General features: G+C 39.6%; 18 protein-coding genes. 16 read left to right on the top strand and 2 right to left on the bottom strand.

Annotated features, from left to right (window positions below; all coding sequences use genetic code 11):
• The first annotated feature begins 36 nt into the window (after positions 1-36).
• From RCG19_RS03780 to pyk, 5 genes are all read left to right on the top strand, one after another.
• Positions 37-615, top strand: a complete 579-nt coding sequence (locus tag RCG19_RS03780) for a FadR/GntR family transcriptional regulator (protein WP_207627519.1) — start codon at positions 37-39, stop codon at positions 613-615.
• A gap of 198 nt (positions 616-813) precedes the next feature.
• A complete protein-coding gene (gene accD / locus RCG19_RS03775) occupies positions 814-1,701 on the top strand; it encodes an acetyl-CoA carboxylase, carboxyltransferase subunit beta (protein ID WP_166239149.1) in 888 nt (295 codons plus the stop codon).
• Positions 1,686-2,663 carry an acetyl-CoA carboxylase carboxyl transferase subunit alpha gene (gene accA, locus RCG19_RS03770; RefSeq protein WP_308109729.1) on the top strand — a complete coding sequence of 326 codons (978 nt, stop codon included), beginning with the start codon at positions 1,686-1,688 and terminating at the stop codon, positions 2,661-2,663. Before accD ends, accA begins: the two co-directional genes overlap by 16 nt.
• A 285-nt stretch (positions 2,664-2,948) precedes the next feature.
• Positions 2,949-3,908 (top strand): 6-phosphofructokinase, encoded by a 960-nt coding sequence (pfkA, locus tag RCG19_RS03765; RefSeq protein WP_308109728.1) that lies wholly within the window; start codon positions 2,949-2,951, stop codon positions 3,906-3,908.
• 42 nt (positions 3,909-3,950) lie between these two features.
• Positions 3,951-5,714, top strand: coding sequence for a pyruvate kinase (pyk, locus tag RCG19_RS03760; protein ID WP_308109727.1), 1,764 nt, complete (start codon positions 3,951-3,953; stop codon positions 5,712-5,714).
• Positions 5,715-5,750: 36 nt separating this feature from the next.
• Here pyk and ytvI read toward each other — a convergent pair whose 3' ends face one another.
• Entirely contained in the window at positions 5,751-6,866 is a 1,116-nt protein-coding gene (ytvI, locus tag RCG19_RS03755; protein WP_308109726.1) for a sporulation integral membrane protein YtvI, read from the bottom strand.
• Positions 6,867-7,059: 193 nt separating this feature from the next.
• Here ytvI and RCG19_RS03750 point away from each other — a divergent pair, with 193 nt between their 5' ends.
• From RCG19_RS03750 to RCG19_RS03730, 5 genes are all read left to right on the top strand, one after another.
• Positions 7,060-7,521, top strand: a complete 462-nt coding sequence (locus RCG19_RS03750; protein WP_308109725.1) for a DUF441 domain-containing protein — start codon at positions 7,060-7,062, stop codon at positions 7,519-7,521.
• Between the two features lie 290 nt (positions 7,522-7,811).
• On the top strand, positions 7,812-8,930 hold the full coding sequence (citZ, locus tag RCG19_RS03745; RefSeq protein WP_308109724.1) for a citrate synthase: 1,119 nt from the start codon (positions 7,812-7,814) through the stop codon (positions 8,928-8,930).
• Between the two features lie 132 nt (positions 8,931-9,062).
• A complete protein-coding gene (icd, locus tag RCG19_RS03740) occupies positions 9,063-10,331 on the top strand; it encodes an NADP-dependent isocitrate dehydrogenase (protein ID WP_308109723.1) in 1,269 nt (422 codons plus the stop codon).
• Positions 10,332-10,427: 96 nt separating this feature from the next.
• The gene (gene mdh, locus RCG19_RS03735; RefSeq protein ID WP_166239166.1) at positions 10,428-11,366 is read left to right on the top strand and encodes a malate dehydrogenase; all 939 of its coding nucleotides are present in this window, start codon (positions 10,428-10,430) and stop codon (positions 11,364-11,366) included.
• Positions 11,367-11,468: 102 nt separating this feature from the next.
• Positions 11,469-11,945, top strand: a complete 477-nt coding sequence (locus RCG19_RS03730; RefSeq protein WP_308109722.1) for a MaoC/PaaZ C-terminal domain-containing protein — start codon at positions 11,469-11,471, stop codon at positions 11,943-11,945.
• A gap of 209 nt (positions 11,946-12,154) precedes the next feature.
• Here the strand turns inward: RCG19_RS03730 and RCG19_RS03725 are convergent, their stop codons facing one another.
• On the bottom strand, positions 12,155-13,072 hold the full coding sequence (locus tag RCG19_RS03725; RefSeq protein WP_308109721.1) for a nuclease-related domain-containing protein: 918 nt from the start codon (positions 13,070-13,072) through the stop codon (positions 12,155-12,157).
• A 182-nt stretch (positions 13,073-13,254) separates the two neighbouring features.
• On the opposite strand from RCG19_RS03725, the gene RCG19_RS03720 reads away from it, so the two are divergent.
• The 6 genes from RCG19_RS03720 (at position 13,255) to coaE (ending at position 20,261) form a co-directional block, all read left to right on the top strand.
• A complete protein-coding gene (locus tag RCG19_RS03720; protein ID WP_308109720.1) occupies positions 13,255-13,971 on the top strand; it encodes a winged helix-turn-helix domain-containing protein in 717 nt (238 codons plus the stop codon).
• Positions 13,968-15,380, top strand: a complete 1,413-nt coding sequence (pnpS, locus tag RCG19_RS03715) for a two-component system histidine kinase PnpS (RefSeq protein ID WP_308109719.1) — start codon at positions 13,968-13,970, stop codon at positions 15,378-15,380. The genes RCG19_RS03720 and pnpS overlap by 4 nt, the downstream gene beginning before the upstream one ends.
• Before the next feature lie 17 nt (positions 15,381-15,397).
• Complete coding sequence (polA, locus tag RCG19_RS03710) at positions 15,398-18,037, top strand: DNA polymerase I (RefSeq protein ID WP_308109717.1); 2,640 nt, start codon at positions 15,398-15,400, stop codon at positions 18,035-18,037.
• A 23-nt stretch (positions 18,038-18,060) separates the two neighbouring features.
• Positions 18,061-18,888 carry a DNA-formamidopyrimidine glycosylase gene (gene mutM / locus RCG19_RS03705; protein ID WP_308109716.1) on the top strand — a complete coding sequence of 276 codons (828 nt, stop codon included), beginning with the start codon at positions 18,061-18,063 and terminating at the stop codon, positions 18,886-18,888.
• A 111-nt stretch (positions 18,889-18,999) separates the two neighbouring features.
• The gene (ytaF, locus tag RCG19_RS03700) at positions 19,000-19,635 is read left to right on the top strand and encodes a sporulation membrane protein YtaF (RefSeq protein ID WP_166239180.1); all 636 of its coding nucleotides are present in this window, start codon (positions 19,000-19,002) and stop codon (positions 19,633-19,635) included.
• 20 nt (positions 19,636-19,655) lie between these two features.
• Complete coding sequence (gene coaE / locus RCG19_RS03695) at positions 19,656-20,261, top strand: dephospho-CoA kinase (protein ID WP_308109715.1); 606 nt, start codon at positions 19,656-19,658, stop codon at positions 20,259-20,261.
• Positions 20,262-20,497: the final 236 nt, after the last annotated feature.

The raw sequence follows: 20,497 nt of genomic DNA, 5'->3' as shown, positions 1-20,497 counted from the left end.
AAAGTATATTTAGAGATTGTAAAGCAGTTACGAGAAATGATTAGCAGTGATGGACTGAAAACTGGAGATAAGATTCCTTCAGAACGGGAATTGTCGGAGCGCCTGAATTTCGGGCGCTCTTCCGTTCGGGAGGCACTTAGAGCACTAGAACTGCTTGGCTTAATAGAAACAAGGCGAGGCGAAGGGACGTTTATTCGGGACTTCCGAGGTCATCAATTGGTTCAGCTTCTCAGTACATTTATTTTGCAAGATGAAAAAGCAAAGCAGGATGTATTCGAAACCAAAAACTATATTGAGATGGATTGCCTCCGGTTAGCACTGAAAAGGGTCAGCAAGCAGCAGGTTGAATCCCTGCAGGAATGGGTAACCAAAACGGATAGCTTTACGGATGATGAGTTTTTTCAACGAATTATCGAGGTTTCAGATAACCACTTATTCTTAAGAATGTGGTTGATTTTAAAAGAATATTATTATTCATTAGAGGATTATTCTGTAGACTATCAGCGCGAAGACTATCTGGTTATATTGGGAGCAATAGCAGAAAAGAATGAAGAGAAGACACTTTCGGCCTATGGCAAACTACGAAATTTGTCTGACTTTACCGACAAATACTAACAGATTTTGAACTTTTTTTATTTTATAGTGGAAGTTATACAAGCCCATGGAAAAAGGGTATTTTTAATCCCCGGTGGTCTGACCACTTTTAGGAGTTTCTAGGTATGAAGTTACCTTAGGATAGAAAGACTTTTGAATAGCAAAAGATGGAGAATCTTGCCGTTAAGGCAAGGTGCGTTACACTAGGGAGGTTTTAATTTGGCGCTTAAAGATCTTTTTTCTAAAAATCAACCGAAAAAGAAAAAATATGCAACCATTTCAAAAGACATGGCTAAACATGATGTTCCAGAAGGGATTATGACCAAATGCCCTTCATGTAAGAAAATCATGTACACAAAGGAATTAGTGAAAAATGCAAAGGTTTGCCTTCATTGCGGTTATCATTTCCAGATGAATGCAAAAGAGCGGATTGATAGCTTTATTGATGAGGGCAGTTTTGTAGAAATTAATGAAAATATGGTTTCGAAAAATCCACTAAATTTTCCAGACTATCTAGAAAAGCTTGAAAAAGATCGGCAAAAAAGTAAGTTAAATGAGGCTGTTGTCACTGGAATGGGGACGGTTAATGGTCAAAAAATAGTTGTGGCGATTATGGATGCTACTTTCCGGATGGGAAGCATGGGCTCTGTCGTGGGTGAGAAAATTACCCTTGCGATCGAAAAGGCAGATGAACTTGCGATTCCCTTCATCATCTTCACTGCATCAGGTGGTGCTAGAATGCAGGAGGGAGCCCTGAGCTTAATGCAAATGGCTAAAACAAGTGTTGCGTTAAAGAGATTTAGTAATAACGGTGGCTTAATTATTTCCATTATGACACACCCGACTACGGGGGGCGTTTCTGCAAGCTTCGCTTCATTGGGTGACTACAACTTTGCTGAACCGGGGGCGCTCATTGCTTTTGCCGGCCGCAGGGTCATTGAACAATCGATTCGTGAGGAATTACCGGAGGATTTTCAAACAGCGGAATTCCTGTTAAAACACGGCCAGCTAGATGCGATTATTTCACGAATAGATTTGGTGGAGAAGATCACGAACATTTTAGATATTCATAATCCGGGAGGTGAACTCGAATGGCAGGGGAATTAGAATTCGAACGACCAATTGTGGAGCTAAGAAAGAAAATCACTGAATTAAAAGAGTTCACAAAAACAGCCGATGTCGATTTAAGTGCTGAAATTGTTAAATTAGAGACTAGGCTAGTTAAGCTAGAGCAGGAAATATATGAAAATATTAAGCCATGGGATCGCGTACAAATTGCACGTCTTGCGAACAGGCCGACAACTCTTGATTATATTTCTTTCCTTTTTGAAGGGTTCTTTGAATGCCATGGTGACCGAACGTTTGCGGATGATGAGGCAATCGTTGGCGGTGTAGCTAAATTTAAGGGGCTTCCTGTCACCGTGATTGGCCATCAGCGGGGAAAAGATACGAAGGAGAATATTCGCCGCAACTTTGGAATGCCTCATCCTGAGGGGTACCGCAAGGCTTTACGCTTAATGAAACAGGCGGATAAGTTTAATCGACCAATAATTTGTTTTATTGATACGAAAGGTGCCTATCCCGGTAAAGCTGCCGAAGAGCGCGGTCAAAGCGAAGCGATTGCCCGAAACCTCTTTGAAATGGCGGGTCTAAAGGTTCCTGTCATTTGTATTGTAATTGGTGAAGGCGGAAGTGGTGGTGCCTTGGCACTAGGTGTCGGAAACCGCATCTACATGCTCGAAAACTCAACTTATTCTGTTATTTCTCCTGAAGGAGCGGCAGCTATTTTGTGGAAGGATGCAGCACTTGCCAAAAATGCGGCCGAAACAATGAAGATTACTGCTCCTGACTTGAAGGAATTAGGAATCATTGATGCCATTATTCCCGAAATCAAAGGCGGGGCACATAAAGATGTGAAAATGCAAGCGGCAGAAATTGAAAAAGTGATAAAAGATTCCCTTCAACAGCTGCTTAAACTTTCAGAGGAAGAATTAATAGCGGACCGTTATAACCGTTTTAGAACAATTGGCGAATATACGGAAATGAAGGATTATATTGGTGTAAATTAGAGATTGTGCTCAGGTTGAGCACTTTTTTTATGATGTTCACAAAAAATTCATTAAAAAAGTGATGTTTGCGCTTTCAGTGTAAAATAAATCGCTTTCATTTAACTAATTATTCCGTCTATTTTAATTACTGATTTGAATCGGTTGTTATAGGCATTTCTTCATGTTATTTTATTAATATTCAAAGGTTTTATGTAGATAATAAGAGAAGCGCTACTTGCAGTTGATTTTATTTACTTTTTAGAAAAGGTACATAGACTTTCTTAATCAATGATAGAGGTGAATAGGATGAAAAGAATTGGAGTACTTACAAGCGGTGGTGACTCCCCGGGGATGAATCCAGCGATTCGGGCTGTTGTCCGGAAGGCGATTTTTCATAATATAGAAGTTTACGGTATATATGGTGGGTATTCTGGACTAATTGCCGGAAATATAAAAAAGCTTGAACTTGGCTCTGTTGGGGATATTATTCATCGTGGCGGAACGATGCTTCATTCAGCACGCTGTCCTGAATTTAAAAAGAAAGAAGTTCAGCAAATTGGAATTGAGCAGTTAAAAGCCCATGGAATTGAAGGGCTTGTTGTCATTGGCGGCGATGGTTCTTACCGAGGTGCAAAGGCATTAACAGAACAAGGTTTCCCGTGTGTGGGTGTCCCTGGAACGATTGATAATGATATTCCGGGAACAGAACAAACAATTGGGTTTGATACGGCCTTAAATACAGTTATTGATGCAATCGATAAAATTCGTGACACGGCTACATCACATGAAAGAACATTTGTGATTGAAGTAATGGGCCGGGATGCCGGAGATATTGCTTTATGGGCAGGGCTTGCAGGCGGAGCGGAAACCATTTTGATTCCAGAGGAAAATTATGATATGAATGAAGTGGCCGATCGATTACGCAGTGGTCAAGAGCGTGGGAAAAAGCATAGTATCATTGTTGTCGCGGAAGGTGTTTGCAGTGGATACGAATTTGCCAGTCTGCTGCAAGAAGCAACGAACATGGATACAAGAGTATCTGTTTTAGGACATATCCAGCGAGGTGGCTCGCCAACTGCTGCCGATAGGGTGCTTGCCAGTAGATTAGGAGCAAGGGCAGTCGAGCTTTTAATCGAAGGTAAAGGCGGTCGTGCCGTGGGAATTGAAAAAAATAAGCTTGTTGATTATGACATTATCGAAGCCCTGGAAAGAAAACACACGTTAGACCTTGATCTATTCAACCTATCCAAAGAATTATCAATATAAGAAAATAGGTTTTGCCTTTTCTAAAATGGGAGGAAAAAAAGGATGTTACGTAAAACAAAAATCGTTTGTACGATTGGTCCTGCTAGTGAAAGCATAGAAAAATTAACTGATTTAATCAATTCGGGGATGAACGTTGCCCGTTTGAATTTTTCCCATGGGGATTTTGAAGAGCATGGAGCACGGATTCAAAATATTCGTGAGGCGTCAAAGCAAACGGGAAAAACGGTTGCCATCTTGCTCGATACTAAAGGTCCTGAAATTCGGACAAATAACATGCAAAATGGGGCCATTGAGCTTCACGCTGGAGAAAACGTGATTGTCTCCATGACAGAAGTGGAAGGGACCACCCAGAAATTCTCTGTTACATACAATGAGTTAATTGATGATGTCCATGTAGGCTCTAGAATTCTTTTGGATGATGGATTAATTGGACTTGAAGTAACGGAAATAGATAAGACCGCTAATGAAATTCACACCAAAATATTAAATACTGGCATCTTAAAAAATAAAAAAGGTGTGAACGTTCCAGGTGTTTCAGTTAACTTACCGGGGATTACCGAAAAGGACAGACAAGATATTCTGTTTGGTATTGAACAGGGGGTCGACTTTATTGCCGCCTCTTTTGTCCGCCGTGCCAAAGATGTTTTAGAAATCCGCCAGTTATTAGAAGAAAACAATGCCACCTATATCCACATTATCCCCAAAATTGAAAACCAAGAAGGCGTAGATAACATCGATGAAATTCTTGAAATTTCTGATGGTCTGATGGTTGCTCGTGGGGATCTTGGCGTGGAAATCCCGGCAGAAGAGGTTCCACTAGTACAAAAGATGTTAATAAAGAAATGTAATGCACTTGGAAAACCGGTTATTACGGCAACACAAATGCTTGATTCGATGCAGCGTAATCCAAGACCGACTCGTGCTGAGGCAAGCGATGTCGCCAATGCTATTTTTGATGGTACGGATGCGATCATGCTTTCTGGCGAAACGGCTGCAGGTCTTTATCCTGCAGAAGCTGTGCAAACGATGCATAATATAGCTTCGAGAGCAGAATCTGCCTTAGATCATAAGGAAATTTTATCAAGCCGCAGCAAAGATACGGAACATAATCTTACAGATGCAATTGGTCAATCTGTTGCCCACACAGCATTAAATCTTGAAGTGAAATCGATTATTACACCAACAGAAAGCGGTCATACAGCAAGAATGATTTCCAAGTATCGCCCAAAGGCATCAATTGTAGCAGTGACAGCAAATGAACATGTCTGCCGCCGTTTACAGCTTGTTTGGGGTGTATATCCGCAGCTTGGTAGAATTTGTACAACCACTGATGAAATGCTTGATATTGCCGTAGAAGAAAGCTTAAATAGCGGGATTGTGAAGCATGGTGACTTGGTTGTCATTACAGCAGGTGTTCCTGTCGGTGAAGCGGGCACAACAAATTTAATGAAGATTCATGTTGTCGGTGATATTCTCGCTAAGGCGCAGGGAATTGGCCGCAGATCAGCATTTGGAAAAGTGGTTATTGCCCATGATGCCAAAGAAGCCTTGGAAAAAGTAAAACCGGGATCGATTCTTGTGACAATCGGATCTGACCGTGATATGGTACCGGCAATAGAGAAATGCGCTGCCCTTATTACCCAAGAAGGCGGCTTAACAAGTCATGCGGCTGTGGTTGGTCTAAGCCTCAGCATTCCCGTCATTGTTGGCGTAGACAATGCGTTAGAATTGTTTAAAGAGGGTCAAGAAGTAACGGTAGACGCAGCTAGAGGAATTATTTATAACGGTCATGCCAGCGTGTTATAAGAAAAATGTCAGCTCCGTATGAGAGCTGACGTTTTTTTATGTCTCTTTTCCTTTAATGAATGCCCAGACATCATGAAATACATTTGCACGGTAAAGGGTGCTGATAATGACGAGTGTGACGGGCCCAACAATTAATCCTAGAAAGCCGATTAATTTAAATCCGACAAATAAGGAAATGAGTGTTGCTAATGGATCGAGACCAATATTTGATGAAAGGATCTTCGGCTCCATGATTTGCCGTTGGACGAGGACGATCATATATAGAACACCTAAACCTAAGGCAAGACCTGTATTGCCGCCAATCGCTGCATATATAATCCAAGGGACAAACACAGCACCGGTACCAAGGTAAGGAATAATATCGACAATACCTGTAGCTAATGCAATCGTAATGGCATAATCAACCCGTAAGATTAAAAGACCAATCAGAATGATTACTGTTGTAATCGAAATGAGCGTAACTTGTGCTTTAATAAAACCGAATAATGCTTTTTTTAGGTCAATAAAAACGGTTCTACCGCTCCTTTTTGCCTTTTCAGGCAAGAGTCTTCCTCCCATTGCCGACAAGCGGTACCAATCCTTACTAATAAAAAAGGTGGCCAATAGCGAGAATATAAGAACCGTTGCAGCATTTGGGAACCAAGATAAGATATTCGGGATATTCCCAAATAAATTCTTAATAAACGTTCCAATCGTTGTTCCAACTCTTGTTCCCACGTTTTGAATATTTCCGATGATGGTATCCTTCTGACCCGCATCAAGCTTATTAAATACACTTGTTAATTGATTGTATAAGGGGATGATTTGAGCCGTAAAATAATCCTCGATATAATTAATTAATGTATCAAGATGTTCTGGGACGACTTTTGCCAAATAGGCAGCGCCGGAGACAATTTCTGCGACTAATAAAGTCACTAACCCCGCAAATAAAGCAAAAATAATGACAAGTGTGACAAGAACTGAGAGCACGCGCGGCATTTTCGCTTTTTTTTCAAGAAAGTTTACTAGCGGATTAATCATAAAGGCAATGATAAGACCAATTAAAAATGGATAGGTTACGGTTGATAAGAAATAAAATAGGTAGAGTGTCAAAACAACAGCACCAATCACAAGTAGGAATCGAACGGTCCGGTATATGTACGTAAGATTCAAAAGCAACCCTCCTTTACATTTAATTAATAGTTTCAGTTTAACATTTTATGAATAAAACCGCATATTTTTCCAATTAGATTATTATTACGGATAACCAGGGTAGAAGTTTCATAACTATAGACGAAAAAATGTATTTTCTACCTGGATAAAAACTATTATGGTACGATAATTTTTTGACAGGATGGTGAAAGGATTGCCAAGTCAGCCCATATTATTTCTATTACTACTATTTGCGATTGGCCTAATTGCTAAAAATAGTTCATTAATAGTTGCTATCGCAGTATTGCTTGTATTGAAAGTCGGTGGATTGGATGCAAAATTTTTTTCATTACTACAATCTAAGGGAATTAATTGGGGAGTCACCGTGATCACTATTGCTGTTTTAGCTCCAATTGCCAGCGGCGAAATAGGGTTTAAAGATTTATCCGGAGCATTTAAAACACCATTTGCATGGATAGCTCTCATCTCAGGGATGCTAGTCGCTATGCTTGCAAAGGGTGGAGTTAAATTACTAGCCGATGATCCGCAAATTACAACGGCATTAGTGCTTGGAACGATTCTTTCTGTTTCTATTTTTAAAGGTGTGGCGGTTGGTCCTTTAATTGGAGCCGGAATTGCATACGTCGCTATGAGAATTTTCAGTTTTTTTAGCTAGATTTTTTGTAAAATAATATTTTTTTTGTATTTTTCCACTCCTTTTCGTTCACAAAAATTTGATAATTGTTTATAATAGGCTTGTAAGCGTATCCTTTTTTTACATAAACCGTATATATATGCTTAATTACTTGTAAAAACCTTTCTATTGGTGAATGAAAAGGCAATCACAATGTTTGTGGATATCCCGAGCAATCGCTCAGTCAATATTAAAAGAATGTCGCTAGTATGCAATTTTCTTGATTGCAAAAAGAATATTGGGGAAATAAGAATGTAAAGGAGAGATTTATTATGACAGTAAAACAAGGTCTAGAAGGAATAGTGGCAACAACTTCCTCCATCAGTTCAATTATTGATGATACGCTAACATACGTTGGCTATGATATTGATGATTTAGCTGTAAATGCTAGCTTTGAAGAGGTAATCTACTTATTATGGCATCGTAAATTACCGAATGCTGAACAATTAGTTGAGTTAAAACAACAACTAGCTGAAAACTATGCATTGCCACAAGAAGTGATTGAACACTTTAAGATGTACCCAATTCAAAAGGTTCATCCAATGGCAGCACTTCGCTCAGCAGTTTCTTTACTAGGTTTATATGATGATGAAGCTGACCTAATGGACGAAGCAGCCAATTATCGTAAAGCAGTACGTCTTCAAGCAAAAATGCCAGCGATTGTCACAACCTTTGCTCGTGTAAGAAAAGGTCTGGACCCAATCCCACCAAGACAAGATTTAAGTTTTGCAGCTAATTTCTTATACATGCTTACAGGTAAAGAACCTGATTCCATTGCTGTTGAAGCAATGAACAAGGCGCTTGTATTACATGCAGATCATGAATTAAATGCTTCAACATTTACTGCACGTGTATGTGTGGCAACATTATCTGATGTATACTCTGGTGTAACAGCGGCTATTGGCGCATTAAAAGGACCTCTACATGGTGGTGCGAACGAGGCAGTTATGAAAATGCTGTCTGAAATTGGCACACTCGAAAACGTCGATCCATATATCCGCGGTAAGCTTGAACATAAAGAAAAAATTATGGGCTTTGGCCACAGGGTATATCGGAAAGGCGACCCTCGTGCCAAGCATTTAAAAGAAATGTCTAAAAAGTTAACTGAACTTACTGGTGAACCGCATTGGTACGATATGTCCGTCAAGATTCAAGACATCGTAACAGGTGAAAAGAATCTACCGCCAAATGTAGATTTCTATTCTGCCTCTGTTTATCACAGCTTAGGAATTGATCACGACTTAATGACACCAATCTTTGCGGTAAGCCGCGTTTCTGGATGGCTTGCACATATTTTAGAACAATATGAAAATAATCGTTTAATCCGTCCGCGTGCGGAATATACTGGACCTGGAATGCAAAAATATGTTCCGATCGAGCAAAGAGGATAATAGTTTACTTTTATTCAAAAAATTGATTCAATAAGATAGGAGTAAAGGTTAGGGGCACTGCTCACTAACCTTTGATTCAGTCTTTTGAAATACCACGAACAAGTTTTTTACATAATAGGAGGGAGAACAACTATGCAAGGCGAAAAAATCACGGTTAAAGACGGAGTATTAAACGTACCAAACAATCCAATTATTCCATTTATTGAAGGGGACGGTATCGGACCAGATATTTGGGCCGCTTCTGAAAGAGTCTTAAATGCTGCAGTGGAAAAAGCCTATAAAGGCGAGCGTAAATTAGTATGGAAAGAGGTTTTAGCGGGAGAAAAGGCTTTTAACCAAACGGGTGAGTGGCTTCCTTCTGAAACTCTTGATGTAATCAATGAATATTTGATTGCCATCAAAGGTCCATTAACAACACCTGTTGGCGGCGGTATTCGTTCCTTAAATGTGGCACTTCGCCAAGAATTAGATTTATTTGTTTGCTTACGTCCTGTAAGATGGTTCGAAGGAGTTCCATCTCCAGTTAAGCGTCCACAAGATACCGATATGGTCATCTTCCGTGAAAATACTGAAGATATTTATGCCGGTATTGAATACGAAAAAGGCACGGAAGCGGCTAAAAAGGTAATTGACTTCTTACAGAACGAGATGGGTGTTAAGAAAATCCGATTCCCTGAAACTTCAGGTATTGGTATTAAGCCTGTTTCTGAAGAAGGTACAAATCGTCTTGTGCGTGCTGCCATTAATTATGCAATCAAAGAAGGCCGTAAATCGGTTACACTCGTGCACAAAGGAAATATCATGAAATTTACTGAAGGCGCGTTTAAAAATTGGGGCTATGAGCTTGCAGAAAAGGAATTTGGCGATAAAGTCTTTACATGGGCTCAATATGATCGCATCAAGGAAGAGCAAGGAGCAGAAGCTGCGAACAAGGCACAAGCCGATGCAGAAGCTGCTGGAAAAATCATCGTAAAAGATGCAATTGCTGATATTTTCTTACAACAAATCCTTACTCGTCCACGTGAGTTTGATGTTGTGGCTACAATGAACCTAAACGGCGACTTCATTTCTGATGCACTTGCAGCACAAGTTGGCGGAATTGGCATTGCTCCTGGAGCAAATATTAACTATGAAACAGGACATGCTATTTTTGAAGCAACACATGGTACTGCACCTAAATACGCCGGTCTTGACAAAGTAAATCCATCATCTGTCATTTTATCCGGTGTGTTATTGCTTGAGCACTTAGGCTGGAATGAAGCAGCCACTATGGTAATTAAATCAGTTGAAGACACAATTGCTTCTAAGGTTGTCACATATGACTTCGCACGCTTGATGGAAGGTGCAACAGAAGTTAAAACATCTGAATTTGCAAATGAATTAATCAAAAATATGAAATAAGAAATTAAAAAGCGGATGCGCCACGCGCTGAGGCTTTACTTGAGCTGTTTTTTCGGAGACAGCTCAAGTCATTTTACATAAAGGGGAGAGCTTAAAATGTCATTAAAACGTAAAAAGGTTTCTGTAATCGGCGGCGGATTCACTGGTGCTACAACTGCATTTTTACTTGCTCAAAAAGAACTTGGAGACGTTGTTTTAGTTGATATCGCTCCAATGGAAAACCCTACAAAAGGTAAAGCATTAGATATGCTTGAAGCTAGCCCAGTTCAAGGCTTTGATGCGAATATCACTGGTACTTCAAATTATGAAGATACTCGCGATTCTGATATCGTTGTCATTACCGCCGGAATTGCCCGCAAGCCAGGCATGAGCCGTGATGATTTAGTGCAAACAAACCAAAAGGTAATGAAAAGTGTAACACAGGAGATTGTGAAATACTCTCCAAACAGTACAATTATTGTTTTAACAAACCCTGTTGATGCGATGACTTACACCGTATTCAAAGAGTCTGGTTTCCCTAAAAACCGGGTAATTGGTCAATCTGGTGTACTTGATACTGCTCGTTTCCGTACATTTGTTGCGCAAGAATTAAATCTATCTGTAAAAGATGTAACTGGTTTTGTTCTTGGCGGCCATGGCGATGATATGGTACCGCTTGTGCGTTACTCCTATGCCGGTGGAATTCCATTAGAAACCTTAATTCCTAAAGATCGTCTTGAGGCCATTGTTGAGCGCACTCGTAAAGGCGGCGGTGAAATCGTTAACCTTCTTGGTAACGGAAGTGCCTATTATGCCCCTGCAGCTTCTTTAGTTGAGATGTGTGAAGCAATCCTTAAAGATCAACGTCGTGTATTACCATCCATTGCATACCTTGAGGGCGAGTTTGGCTATGAAGGCATTTATCTTGGTGTTCCAACTATCCTCGGTGGAAATGGTATCGAAAAAATAATTGAATTAGATCTTACAGCAGACGAAAAAGCTGCATTAGATAAGTCTGTTGAATCTGTTCGAAATGTAATGCAAGTATTGGTGTAATGCTTATACTTTTATGAAATTCGGGGGCGGCGTCAAGACGGTGCCCTCGAATTTCTCTATCATTTATTATGTAATCGCTTACAATGAAAGAGGTGAAATTTGATGCTTTTAGGAAAAAAGAGAAAACTAGGGCGAAGAATTGAGGAAATAACCGTAGGTGAAAAATTAGTACTAACAGAGAAAATTGAAGACAAGGATCTTCTTCTCTATCTGGGATTAACCGATGATGCCAACCCTCTCTATATTCAACATGACTATGCATCACAAACTCCGTTCGAGAGACCACTTGTTCCTAGTATTATGCTAATAGGAATGATCACTTCTGCCATTTCAAAATATTTACCAGGGCCAGGAAGCCATGTCTTAGGCCAAGAGATTGAGTTTCCGAAACCTGTCTATCATTACGGAACGGTCGAGCTATTGCTTGAAGTGATTGACGTGGATCATTATGAGCATACAGTTTTGGTGAGCGTCTTAGGTTCTAATGAAAAAAAGGAAACCGTCATTAGTGGGAAATTCAAGGTATGCCCGCCGCATAAATTAGAAGAAATTCATGGGAAGGCCTTGGAGAATTTTTAATAGTGAGGTTCATGAGGACAGAAACCATGAATGAAAAATCAAAAGTGTCCTCATGAGAGGTTCATGAGGACGGAAACCATGAATGAAAAAGCAAAAGTGTCCTCATGAGAGGTTCATGAGGACAAAAACCATGAATGAAAAAGCAAAAGTGTCCTCATGAGAGGTTCATGAGGACGGAAACTGTTAATGAAAAACCCAAAACGTCCTCATCAATCATTTACATAGTATGAAAATTTACCATGACCCACTCTTCTAAAGTTTTTTGTAAGTATCCTATTTATTGCCTTCATAGAAACACCCGCGCCACACCACTCATGAACACAAGTAGTCGTAATTTTCATATCCGGAAACAATAGCTTAATCTCTTTTACATTCCGCAATACCACAGCCTCAATACTTTCCACATTCCCGCATGTAGTACACACAATCTTCCTTTCACCATCCGGGTTGGAAACGTTAAACGATTTGCACTTTGCACATGTGAAGCCTTTTCGCAATTTACCATAATTATAAGCCGGTAACTTTGTATATGATGATTTGGTTTGATGTAATGATACCAGCTTATCAGCAAGCATCTTGTGCTTATTAGTAAGCTTTGATGGCCGGGCATTTAATTTTTTCATCAATGCATTTAACTGTGTTGGGAAAATAAAGGGTTCGTTTGGGGGGGCCTGGAATAAGGTGAATTCGGAGTTAATAAACACAACGGATCCCTCAATGGCAAAATGATAGCCAAGCTTTTTGAGTAATTGGCCGAGCGAGAATTTGCTTCGTTTTAATTGGTCAAGAGGATTCTTATATTCCTTACCATAAGTTGCTTCCAGACTGTCAGGTTTGTAAATGAAATCTCCTTCAAAGTTTTTTACTTCGAAAGGGAAAATGGTATCTTGGTATATGATTGTGGTATCAAGCTGGAAAGACGAGTTGTCAACCTCAAGCAGCAAATCATTTAGAATGAGGCAATCACTTTGAAGCTGCTCAGTCAATAAGTCAAACTGAACTTCACCTTCAAAACCCTTTTCCTTATTTAAATAATACCTATGCTCCTCTTGAGACAATTTCATTCGTATGTCTAAAATTCTAAGAGCTAATAAATCCATGGGGACAAAGCGAGGTTTATAGGCCATATTCCACTTCCTTTCTACCTATCTAAATTTATTTTACAAAAAATGCACTTATCATTCGAACAGAAACATGTCAATCTTGTTAACTTTTACAAACATCGTTCAGCCCATAAAACTAGATAATCTTTATTCCTTACCTATATAATGAAGGTAACTACGCTACGAAGGGCAAGGGTGGGGGATATATGAAAAATAAAGTACTTGTTGTCGATGATGAACAGTCAATTGTCACCTTATTGCAATATAATTTAGAACAAGCAGGCTTTGAAGTTATAACAGCAATGGATGGTATAGAGGGGAAACAGTTAGCTGAAACAGAGACACCTGATATCATCGTTTTGGATTTAATGCTGCCAAAGTTAGATGGAATGGAAGTATGTAAGCAGCTTCGCCAAAATAATATCATGACTCCCATTTTAATGCTGACGGCAAAAGATGACGAACTTGATAAAATTTTGGGCCTTGAGCTTGGGGCAGACGATTATATGGTAAAACCATTCAGCCCGCGTGAAGTTATTGCCCGTGTGAAAGCTATTTTAAGAAGAACACAAATACAAACAGAAATAACGGTGGAAAATGATACTACAGAAGAGCAAATTCAAATAGGGAAAATAACCATCTTCCCCGAAAAATACGAGGCATACTTTAATGATCAACATCTTGAGTTAACACTTAAGGAATTTGAATTACTTCTCTACCTTGCACAAAATAAAGGCCGGGTGTTAACTCGGGATCAATTACTAAGCGCCGTTTGGAATTATGACTTTGCTGGCGATACTAGAATTGTGGATGTACATATTTCACATCTTCGAGAAAAAATTGAAGAGGAAACTAAAAAGCCTGTATATATCAAAACCATTCGCGGCCTTGGCTACAAATTGGAGGAACCTAAAGGAGAATGACAAAGTTCCGCACAAGGATATTTATTATCTTAATCTTTTTAATGATTATTGTTTTAGTCGGATTAGGTATACTGCTTGGGCAGTTATTTAAATATGACTTTTTAGAATCACTTAATGAACAGATAAAAGTTGAAATATGGTGGATCCTTACTAGTGGTCTGGGAATTGCTGTGGTTGTCATCATCATATTGGGCATCCGAATTACCACAAGGTATACCAAGCCAATAAAAGCGGCTACAGAGGTCGCAATTGAACTTGCACATGGAAACTACCGTGCCAGAACAACGGTGAATCGTTTTGATGATGCGGGAATGCTTGGAAAGTCGATTAATATGCTGGCGGAAAACCTTCAAGATCTCTCAAAGTCACATGAAATGCAACAGGACCGCTTAAGTGTTTTGATTGAGAACATGGGAGCAGGGTTAGTGTTAATCGATAGCCGCGGGTACATAAACCTAATCAATAAAGGCTATATTGAGATCTTTCATATAGATTCGAAAGATTACTTAAATAAACTTTATTACGAGGTCATTGAAAATGAGGAAATCTGTCGATTAGTTGAAGAAGTATTCCGGACTGAGCAAAATGCAAGTAAACAATTACTCCTTTCATTTTTGATTGAACGTCGATATTTTGTTGTTTATGGAGTCCCGATTATTGGAACTAATAAGGTTTGGAAAGGGGTATTGCTCGTATTTCACGACATTACCGAATTAAAAAGACTTGAGCAAATGCGCAAGGATTTTGTGGCTAATGTTTCCCATGAACTAAAAACCCCCGTTACCTCCATAAAAGGGTTTACCGAAACACTTTTGGATGGGGCGATGAACAATCATGAAACATTAGAAGCATTCCTTTCGATCATTTTAAAAGAAAGTGATCGGCTTCAATCACTTATTCAAGACTTGCTGGAGCTTTCCAAAATAGAGCAGCAAGGCTTTCGATTAAATCTACAAGAATTTGAGTTGCGTACACTTCTAGAAGATGTGATCACACTCCTTTCCGGTAAAGCAGAGGAGAAGAACATCCGGCTCGAATTTTATTGCAACCGGAACCAAGTGATCATGAATGGTGACACAGACCGCCTAAAACAAGTATTTATCAACTTAATAGGCAATGCCATAACCTATACTCCAGTTGAGGGGGATGTGAAAATTATCCTCTTAGAAAATGAAAAGAATGTGCGGATTCATGTAAAAGACTCGGGTGTGGGAATTGATGAGGAAGAAATACCGCGGATTTTTGAGCGTTTTTACCGGGTTGACCGTGCCCGAAGCCGGAATTCAGGCGGGACTGGTTTGGGTTTAGCGATTGTTAAACATTTAATTGAAGCTCATCATGGGAACATAAGTGTCAGAAGTACAGTGGGCGAAGGCAGTGAATTTATTATTGAGCTACAAAAGAATTAAATTTTTGGATGGTGACGATGGTGGAAAAGAAAAAACTTGTGTTGATTGACGGGAATAGTATTGCTTACCGTGCGTTTTTTGCCTTACCCCTACTTAATAATGATAAAGGGATTCATACGAACGCGGTATACGGTTTTACGATGATGCTGATGAAAATTTTGGAGGATGAAAAGCCGACACATATGCTTGTTGCCTTTGATGCTGGAAAAACCACCTTTCGACATAAAACTTTTACCGAATACAAGGGTGGCAGGCAAAAAACACCGCCTGAATTATCAGAGCAATTTCCGTTTATTCGCGAATTATTAGACGCTTACAGCATTTCAAGATACGAGCTTGAAAACTACGAGGCAGATGATATTATCGGGACCCTTTCATTATCAGCGGAAAAGGATGGGTATGAGGTAAAAGTAATCTCTGGGGACAAGGATTTAACCCAGCTTTCCTCCCCAACAACAACGGTCGGTATTACACGAAAAGGGATTACTGATATTGAAGAATATACACCAGAACATATTGCGGAAAAGTACGGGTTAACGCCAGAACAAATTATTGATATGAAAGGTTTAATGGGGGATCCCTCTGACAATATTCCAGGTGTTCCTGGTGTGGGGGAAAAGACAGCGATTAAGCTGTTAAAAGAGTTTTCAACCCTAGAAAATCTACTCAAATCAATTGATCAAGTCAGTGGAAACAAATTGAAGGAAAAACTAGAAGAATTCAAGGATCAGGCCTTAATGAGCAAGGAACTTGCCACCATTGAGCGGCAAGCGCCGGTAAAAGTTGAGCTAGAAACAATCTCCTACGAGGGCTTTACACGTGAAAAATTAGTGGCTCTTTTTAAAGAATTAGGGTTTCATTCCTTATTGGATAGGCTTGGTGAAGATACATCTGTTATCGAGGAGCAAGCACTAGAAGAGGTTGAATATGTCATTCCAAATGAAATAACGAATGATATTTTCGCTGATATCAATTATTTTTATGTGGAAATGCTCGATGATAATTATCATTTTGCCGAAATTATTGGTTTTTCGCTCGTAAATGAAAATGGGCACTACTACTTGCCTACGGAGCAAGCCATCCAATCAGCAGCTTTTAAAAAATGGGCGGAAGATGAAGGAAAAAAGAAAATTGTTTATGATGCAAAACGGTCTGAAGTTTCCTTAAGAAGGCGGGACATCCATTTAAAAGGCTCAAACTTTGATATATTAATGGCATCTTATCTTATTAATCCATCGGAAAATATTGAGGATTTGGCTGCAATAGCAAAAAGATATGATATCCACAATATCCAATCCGATGAATCCTTTTATGGGAAAGGTGCCAAACGGAAAGTTCCAGAGCCGTCTAAGCTTGCCGAGCATCTTGTTCGTAAAAGCCTAGCGATGTCTGACCTGAGAGAGAAACTGGAAGATGAATTAAGAAAAAATGAACAATATGAATTGTTTACAGAGCTAGAAATGCCGTTATCACTTATTTTGGCCGATATGGAATCGTGCGGTATTATGGTGGAGCAGGAACGTCTCCAGATGATGGGGAAAGAAATGAATGACCGTCTCATCGAAATTGAAGAAAAAATTTGTGAATTAGCCGGTGAAAAATTTAATATCAACTCACCAAAACAGCTGGGCGTTATTTTATTTGAGAAATTAGGTCTGCATTCTTTTAAGAAAACAAAAACAGGCCATTCGACATCAGCGGATGTATTAGAAAAATTAGCCGATGACCACGAAATCATTGAACATATTCTGCTATACAGGCAGCTTGGGAAGCTTCAGTCTACCTATATTGAGGGCTTGTTAAAAGTGATTGATCCTAAAACAGGAAAGGTTCATACAAGGTATCAACAAACCTTAACGGCAACAGGCAGATTAAGTTCTATTGATCCGAACCTGCAAAACATTCCAATCCGCCTTGAAGAAGGACGGAAGATTCGCCAAGCCTTTGTTCCATCAGAAAAGGGCTGGGTAATTTTTGCCGCGGATTATTCGCAAATTGAACTCCGGGTGCTTGCAGACATTGCCGGTGATGAAAAACTGATACAGGCCTTTAAGGATGACATGGATATTCATACGAAAACAGCCATGGAAGTCTTCCACGTTGATAAGGAAGAGATAACCTCAAATATGAGACGACATGCCAAGGCAGTAAATTTTGGAATTGTATATGGTATTAGTGATTATGGTCTTTCTCAATCATTAGGGATCACAAGAAAAGAGGCTGGTCAATTCATTGATCGGTACCTTAATAGTTATCCTGGTGTAAAGGAATATATGGATGACATCATTCACTCTGCAAGACAAAAAGGATACGTATCGACCTTATTACATAGGAGAAGATACATCCCTGAAATAACAAGCCGAAATTTCAACATCAGAAGTTTTGCTGAAAGAACAGCAATGAACACGCCTATTCAAGGCAGCGCCGCTGATATCATAAAAAAAGCCATGATTGATATGGATGAAGCATTAAAGGACAAAGGGTTAAGAACCCGACTATTGCTCCAGGTACACGATGAATTGATTTTTGAAGCTCCTGAAGAGGAAGTGGAGATTCTTAAAAAATTAGTCCCCGACGTGATGGAGAATGCACTTGAATTGAAGGTACCGTTAAAGGTAGATTATGCCTATGGTCCAACATGGTTTGACGCAAAATAAAAGAGCAAAGGGGGATCCTGGACATGCCAGAGCTTCCTGAAGTTGAAACGGTACGAAAGACGTTAAAGAAATTAGTTCTTACGAAAACAATTGAAAACATAACCGTTTACTGGGCGAAAATCATTAAAAACCCTGTCGACGTGGAGCAATTCGTTGATGCGTTAAAAGGGGAAACAATCATGGATGTCGGCAGACGAGGGAAATTTTTAATTATTTATACGGGTAATTATGCATTAGTCTCTCATTTGCGAATGGAAGGTAAATATGGACTCCACTCGAAGAACGAGCCGTTTGATAAACATACGCATGTGATTTTCCATTTTACCGATGGTACGGAACTGAGGTATCGGGATGTTCGGAAATTTGGAACGATGCACCTATATAAGAATGGGGAGGAATTTTTAAAGGCACCGTTGATTGAACTCGGACCCGAACCTTTTTCAAAGGAATTTACTGTAGAATATTTGGCTGAAAAGTTAAATAAGACAACCAGGAAAGTTAAACCTGCCTTACTTGATCAAAAACTCTTTGTGGGGCTCGGTAACATTTATGTAGACGAGGCGCTTTTTCGAGCTGGAATCCATCCAGAACGTTCAGCGAATACGCTTAATGAAAAGGAAATGACTGTCCTTCATTGTGAAATTGTTGCAACATTAAGCGAGGCCGTTAAAAAAGGCGGTAGCACGATTCGTTCCTATGTGAATTCACAGGGAGAGATCGGCATGTTTCAACTTGAATTATATGCGTATGGCCGAAAAGGGGAGGCATGTAAAAAATGCGGCACCCCTCTTGAGAAAACGACTGTAGGTGGCAGAGGAACGCATTACTGTCCAACCTGTCAAAAACTTTAAATTTTAAGAAATGTCGCCCCTAACCAAGGCACTTTTTCTTTTCTGTTAACATCGGATGGGCTCCTTCCATATACTATCATAGTGATTTTGGAGGAAGGAGTCAGAGATCATATGGTTCACTTGTTCTCGCTACTCGTATTAGCATTTGCTCTCAGTCTTGACAGCTTTAGTGTTGGGTTTACCTATGGTTTGAGGAAAATGGTAATGCCGATTAAGTCGATTTTGATTATTGCAACATGCTCGGCTGTCTCTTTAATGATAGCTGTGTCAATTGGACATGGACTAGAAAGAGTACTCTCGCCAGCTATTACGGCAAGCCTTGGTGGTTTTATTCTAATCGCTCTTGGCGCCTGGGTAGTGTACCAATTTTTCCGTCCTGAAAAAGAAAAGGAAATTTTAAAACACGAAAAGACGATTGTGAATTTTGAAATACGCTCCCTTGGAATTGCCATTAATATCCTGAAAAAACCAATGTCTGCTGATTTTGACCAATCAGGCACAATTACAGGAATTGAAGCGCTTATGCTGGGATTTGCCTTATCGTTAGACTCATTTGGAGCAGGAATTGGGGCAGCGATGCTTGGCTTCTCCCCCTTTTATCTAGCTGCAACAGTTGCGATCATGAGCTCGTTATTTGTTCTCTTTGGGATCAAAAGCGGAACGTTCTTTCATAAGTTTGAATGGATTCAAAAGTTTACCTTTTTGCCAGGGATCTTATTAATAATAATAGGTATTTGGAAAATTTAATCGATTGAAAGGAAACAACCATGTCACTAGTTATTGGTTTAACAGGCGGAATCGCCAGTGGAAAAAGTACAGTTTCAACTATGTTTAAGGAAATGGATATCACAGTGGTCGATGCAGATATCGAGGCCCGCCTGGCGGTGAAAAAAGGAGAACCTGCGTACCGTAAAATTATTGCCGAATTTGGCACGGAAATTTTATTGGAGGACGGGGAAATCGATCGTCCAAAACTCGGCTCGATTATATTCCATCAAGCAGAGAAAAGACAGCTCTTAAATGAAATTACCCACCCCGAAGTAAGAAAAAGAATGAGGAAACAAATAGATAACGCAACAAAGAACAATGAAAAAGTCGTTGTTCTTGATATCCCATTATTATTTGAAAGTAAACTAACGTTTATGGTGGATAAAACCATTTTGGTATTTGTGGATAATGAAACGCAATTACGAAGATTAATCGAGAGAAATGACCTCTCAGTGGATGATGCAAAAGCAAGAATTCATTCTCAGATGCCGCTGTCTGACAAGGTTGCCCTCGCAGATGCGGTAATTAATAATAATGGAACAATCTCTGATACGAGGAAACAGCTCATGAATGTTTTAACAGAATGGGGAATTGGCGTAAAATAATCGAAATGTGAGAAGGGTTACCTAGGGGAACTCTTCTTTTTTTGGTTATATCAGAATTGATATCGACTTCGAGAATTGTCTAGCTCCAGCCCCTAGCGTCTAATGTCCTTCGCTCTCCGCCCTACGATAAGTCAACATCGGTTCGCTTGCGCTTTTCTTTTAAATTATCAGAATTATAAAACATTGAAAAATCCGCTATTTATTCATCACAATTACACCTAAATATGTTATACTAA

Source organism: Neobacillus sp. OS1-2 (genome assembly GCF_030915505.1).
GTDB lineage: Bacteria > Bacillota > Bacilli > Bacillales > Cytobacillaceae > Neobacillus.
This window is presented reverse-complemented; position numbering and strand designations above follow the sequence as displayed.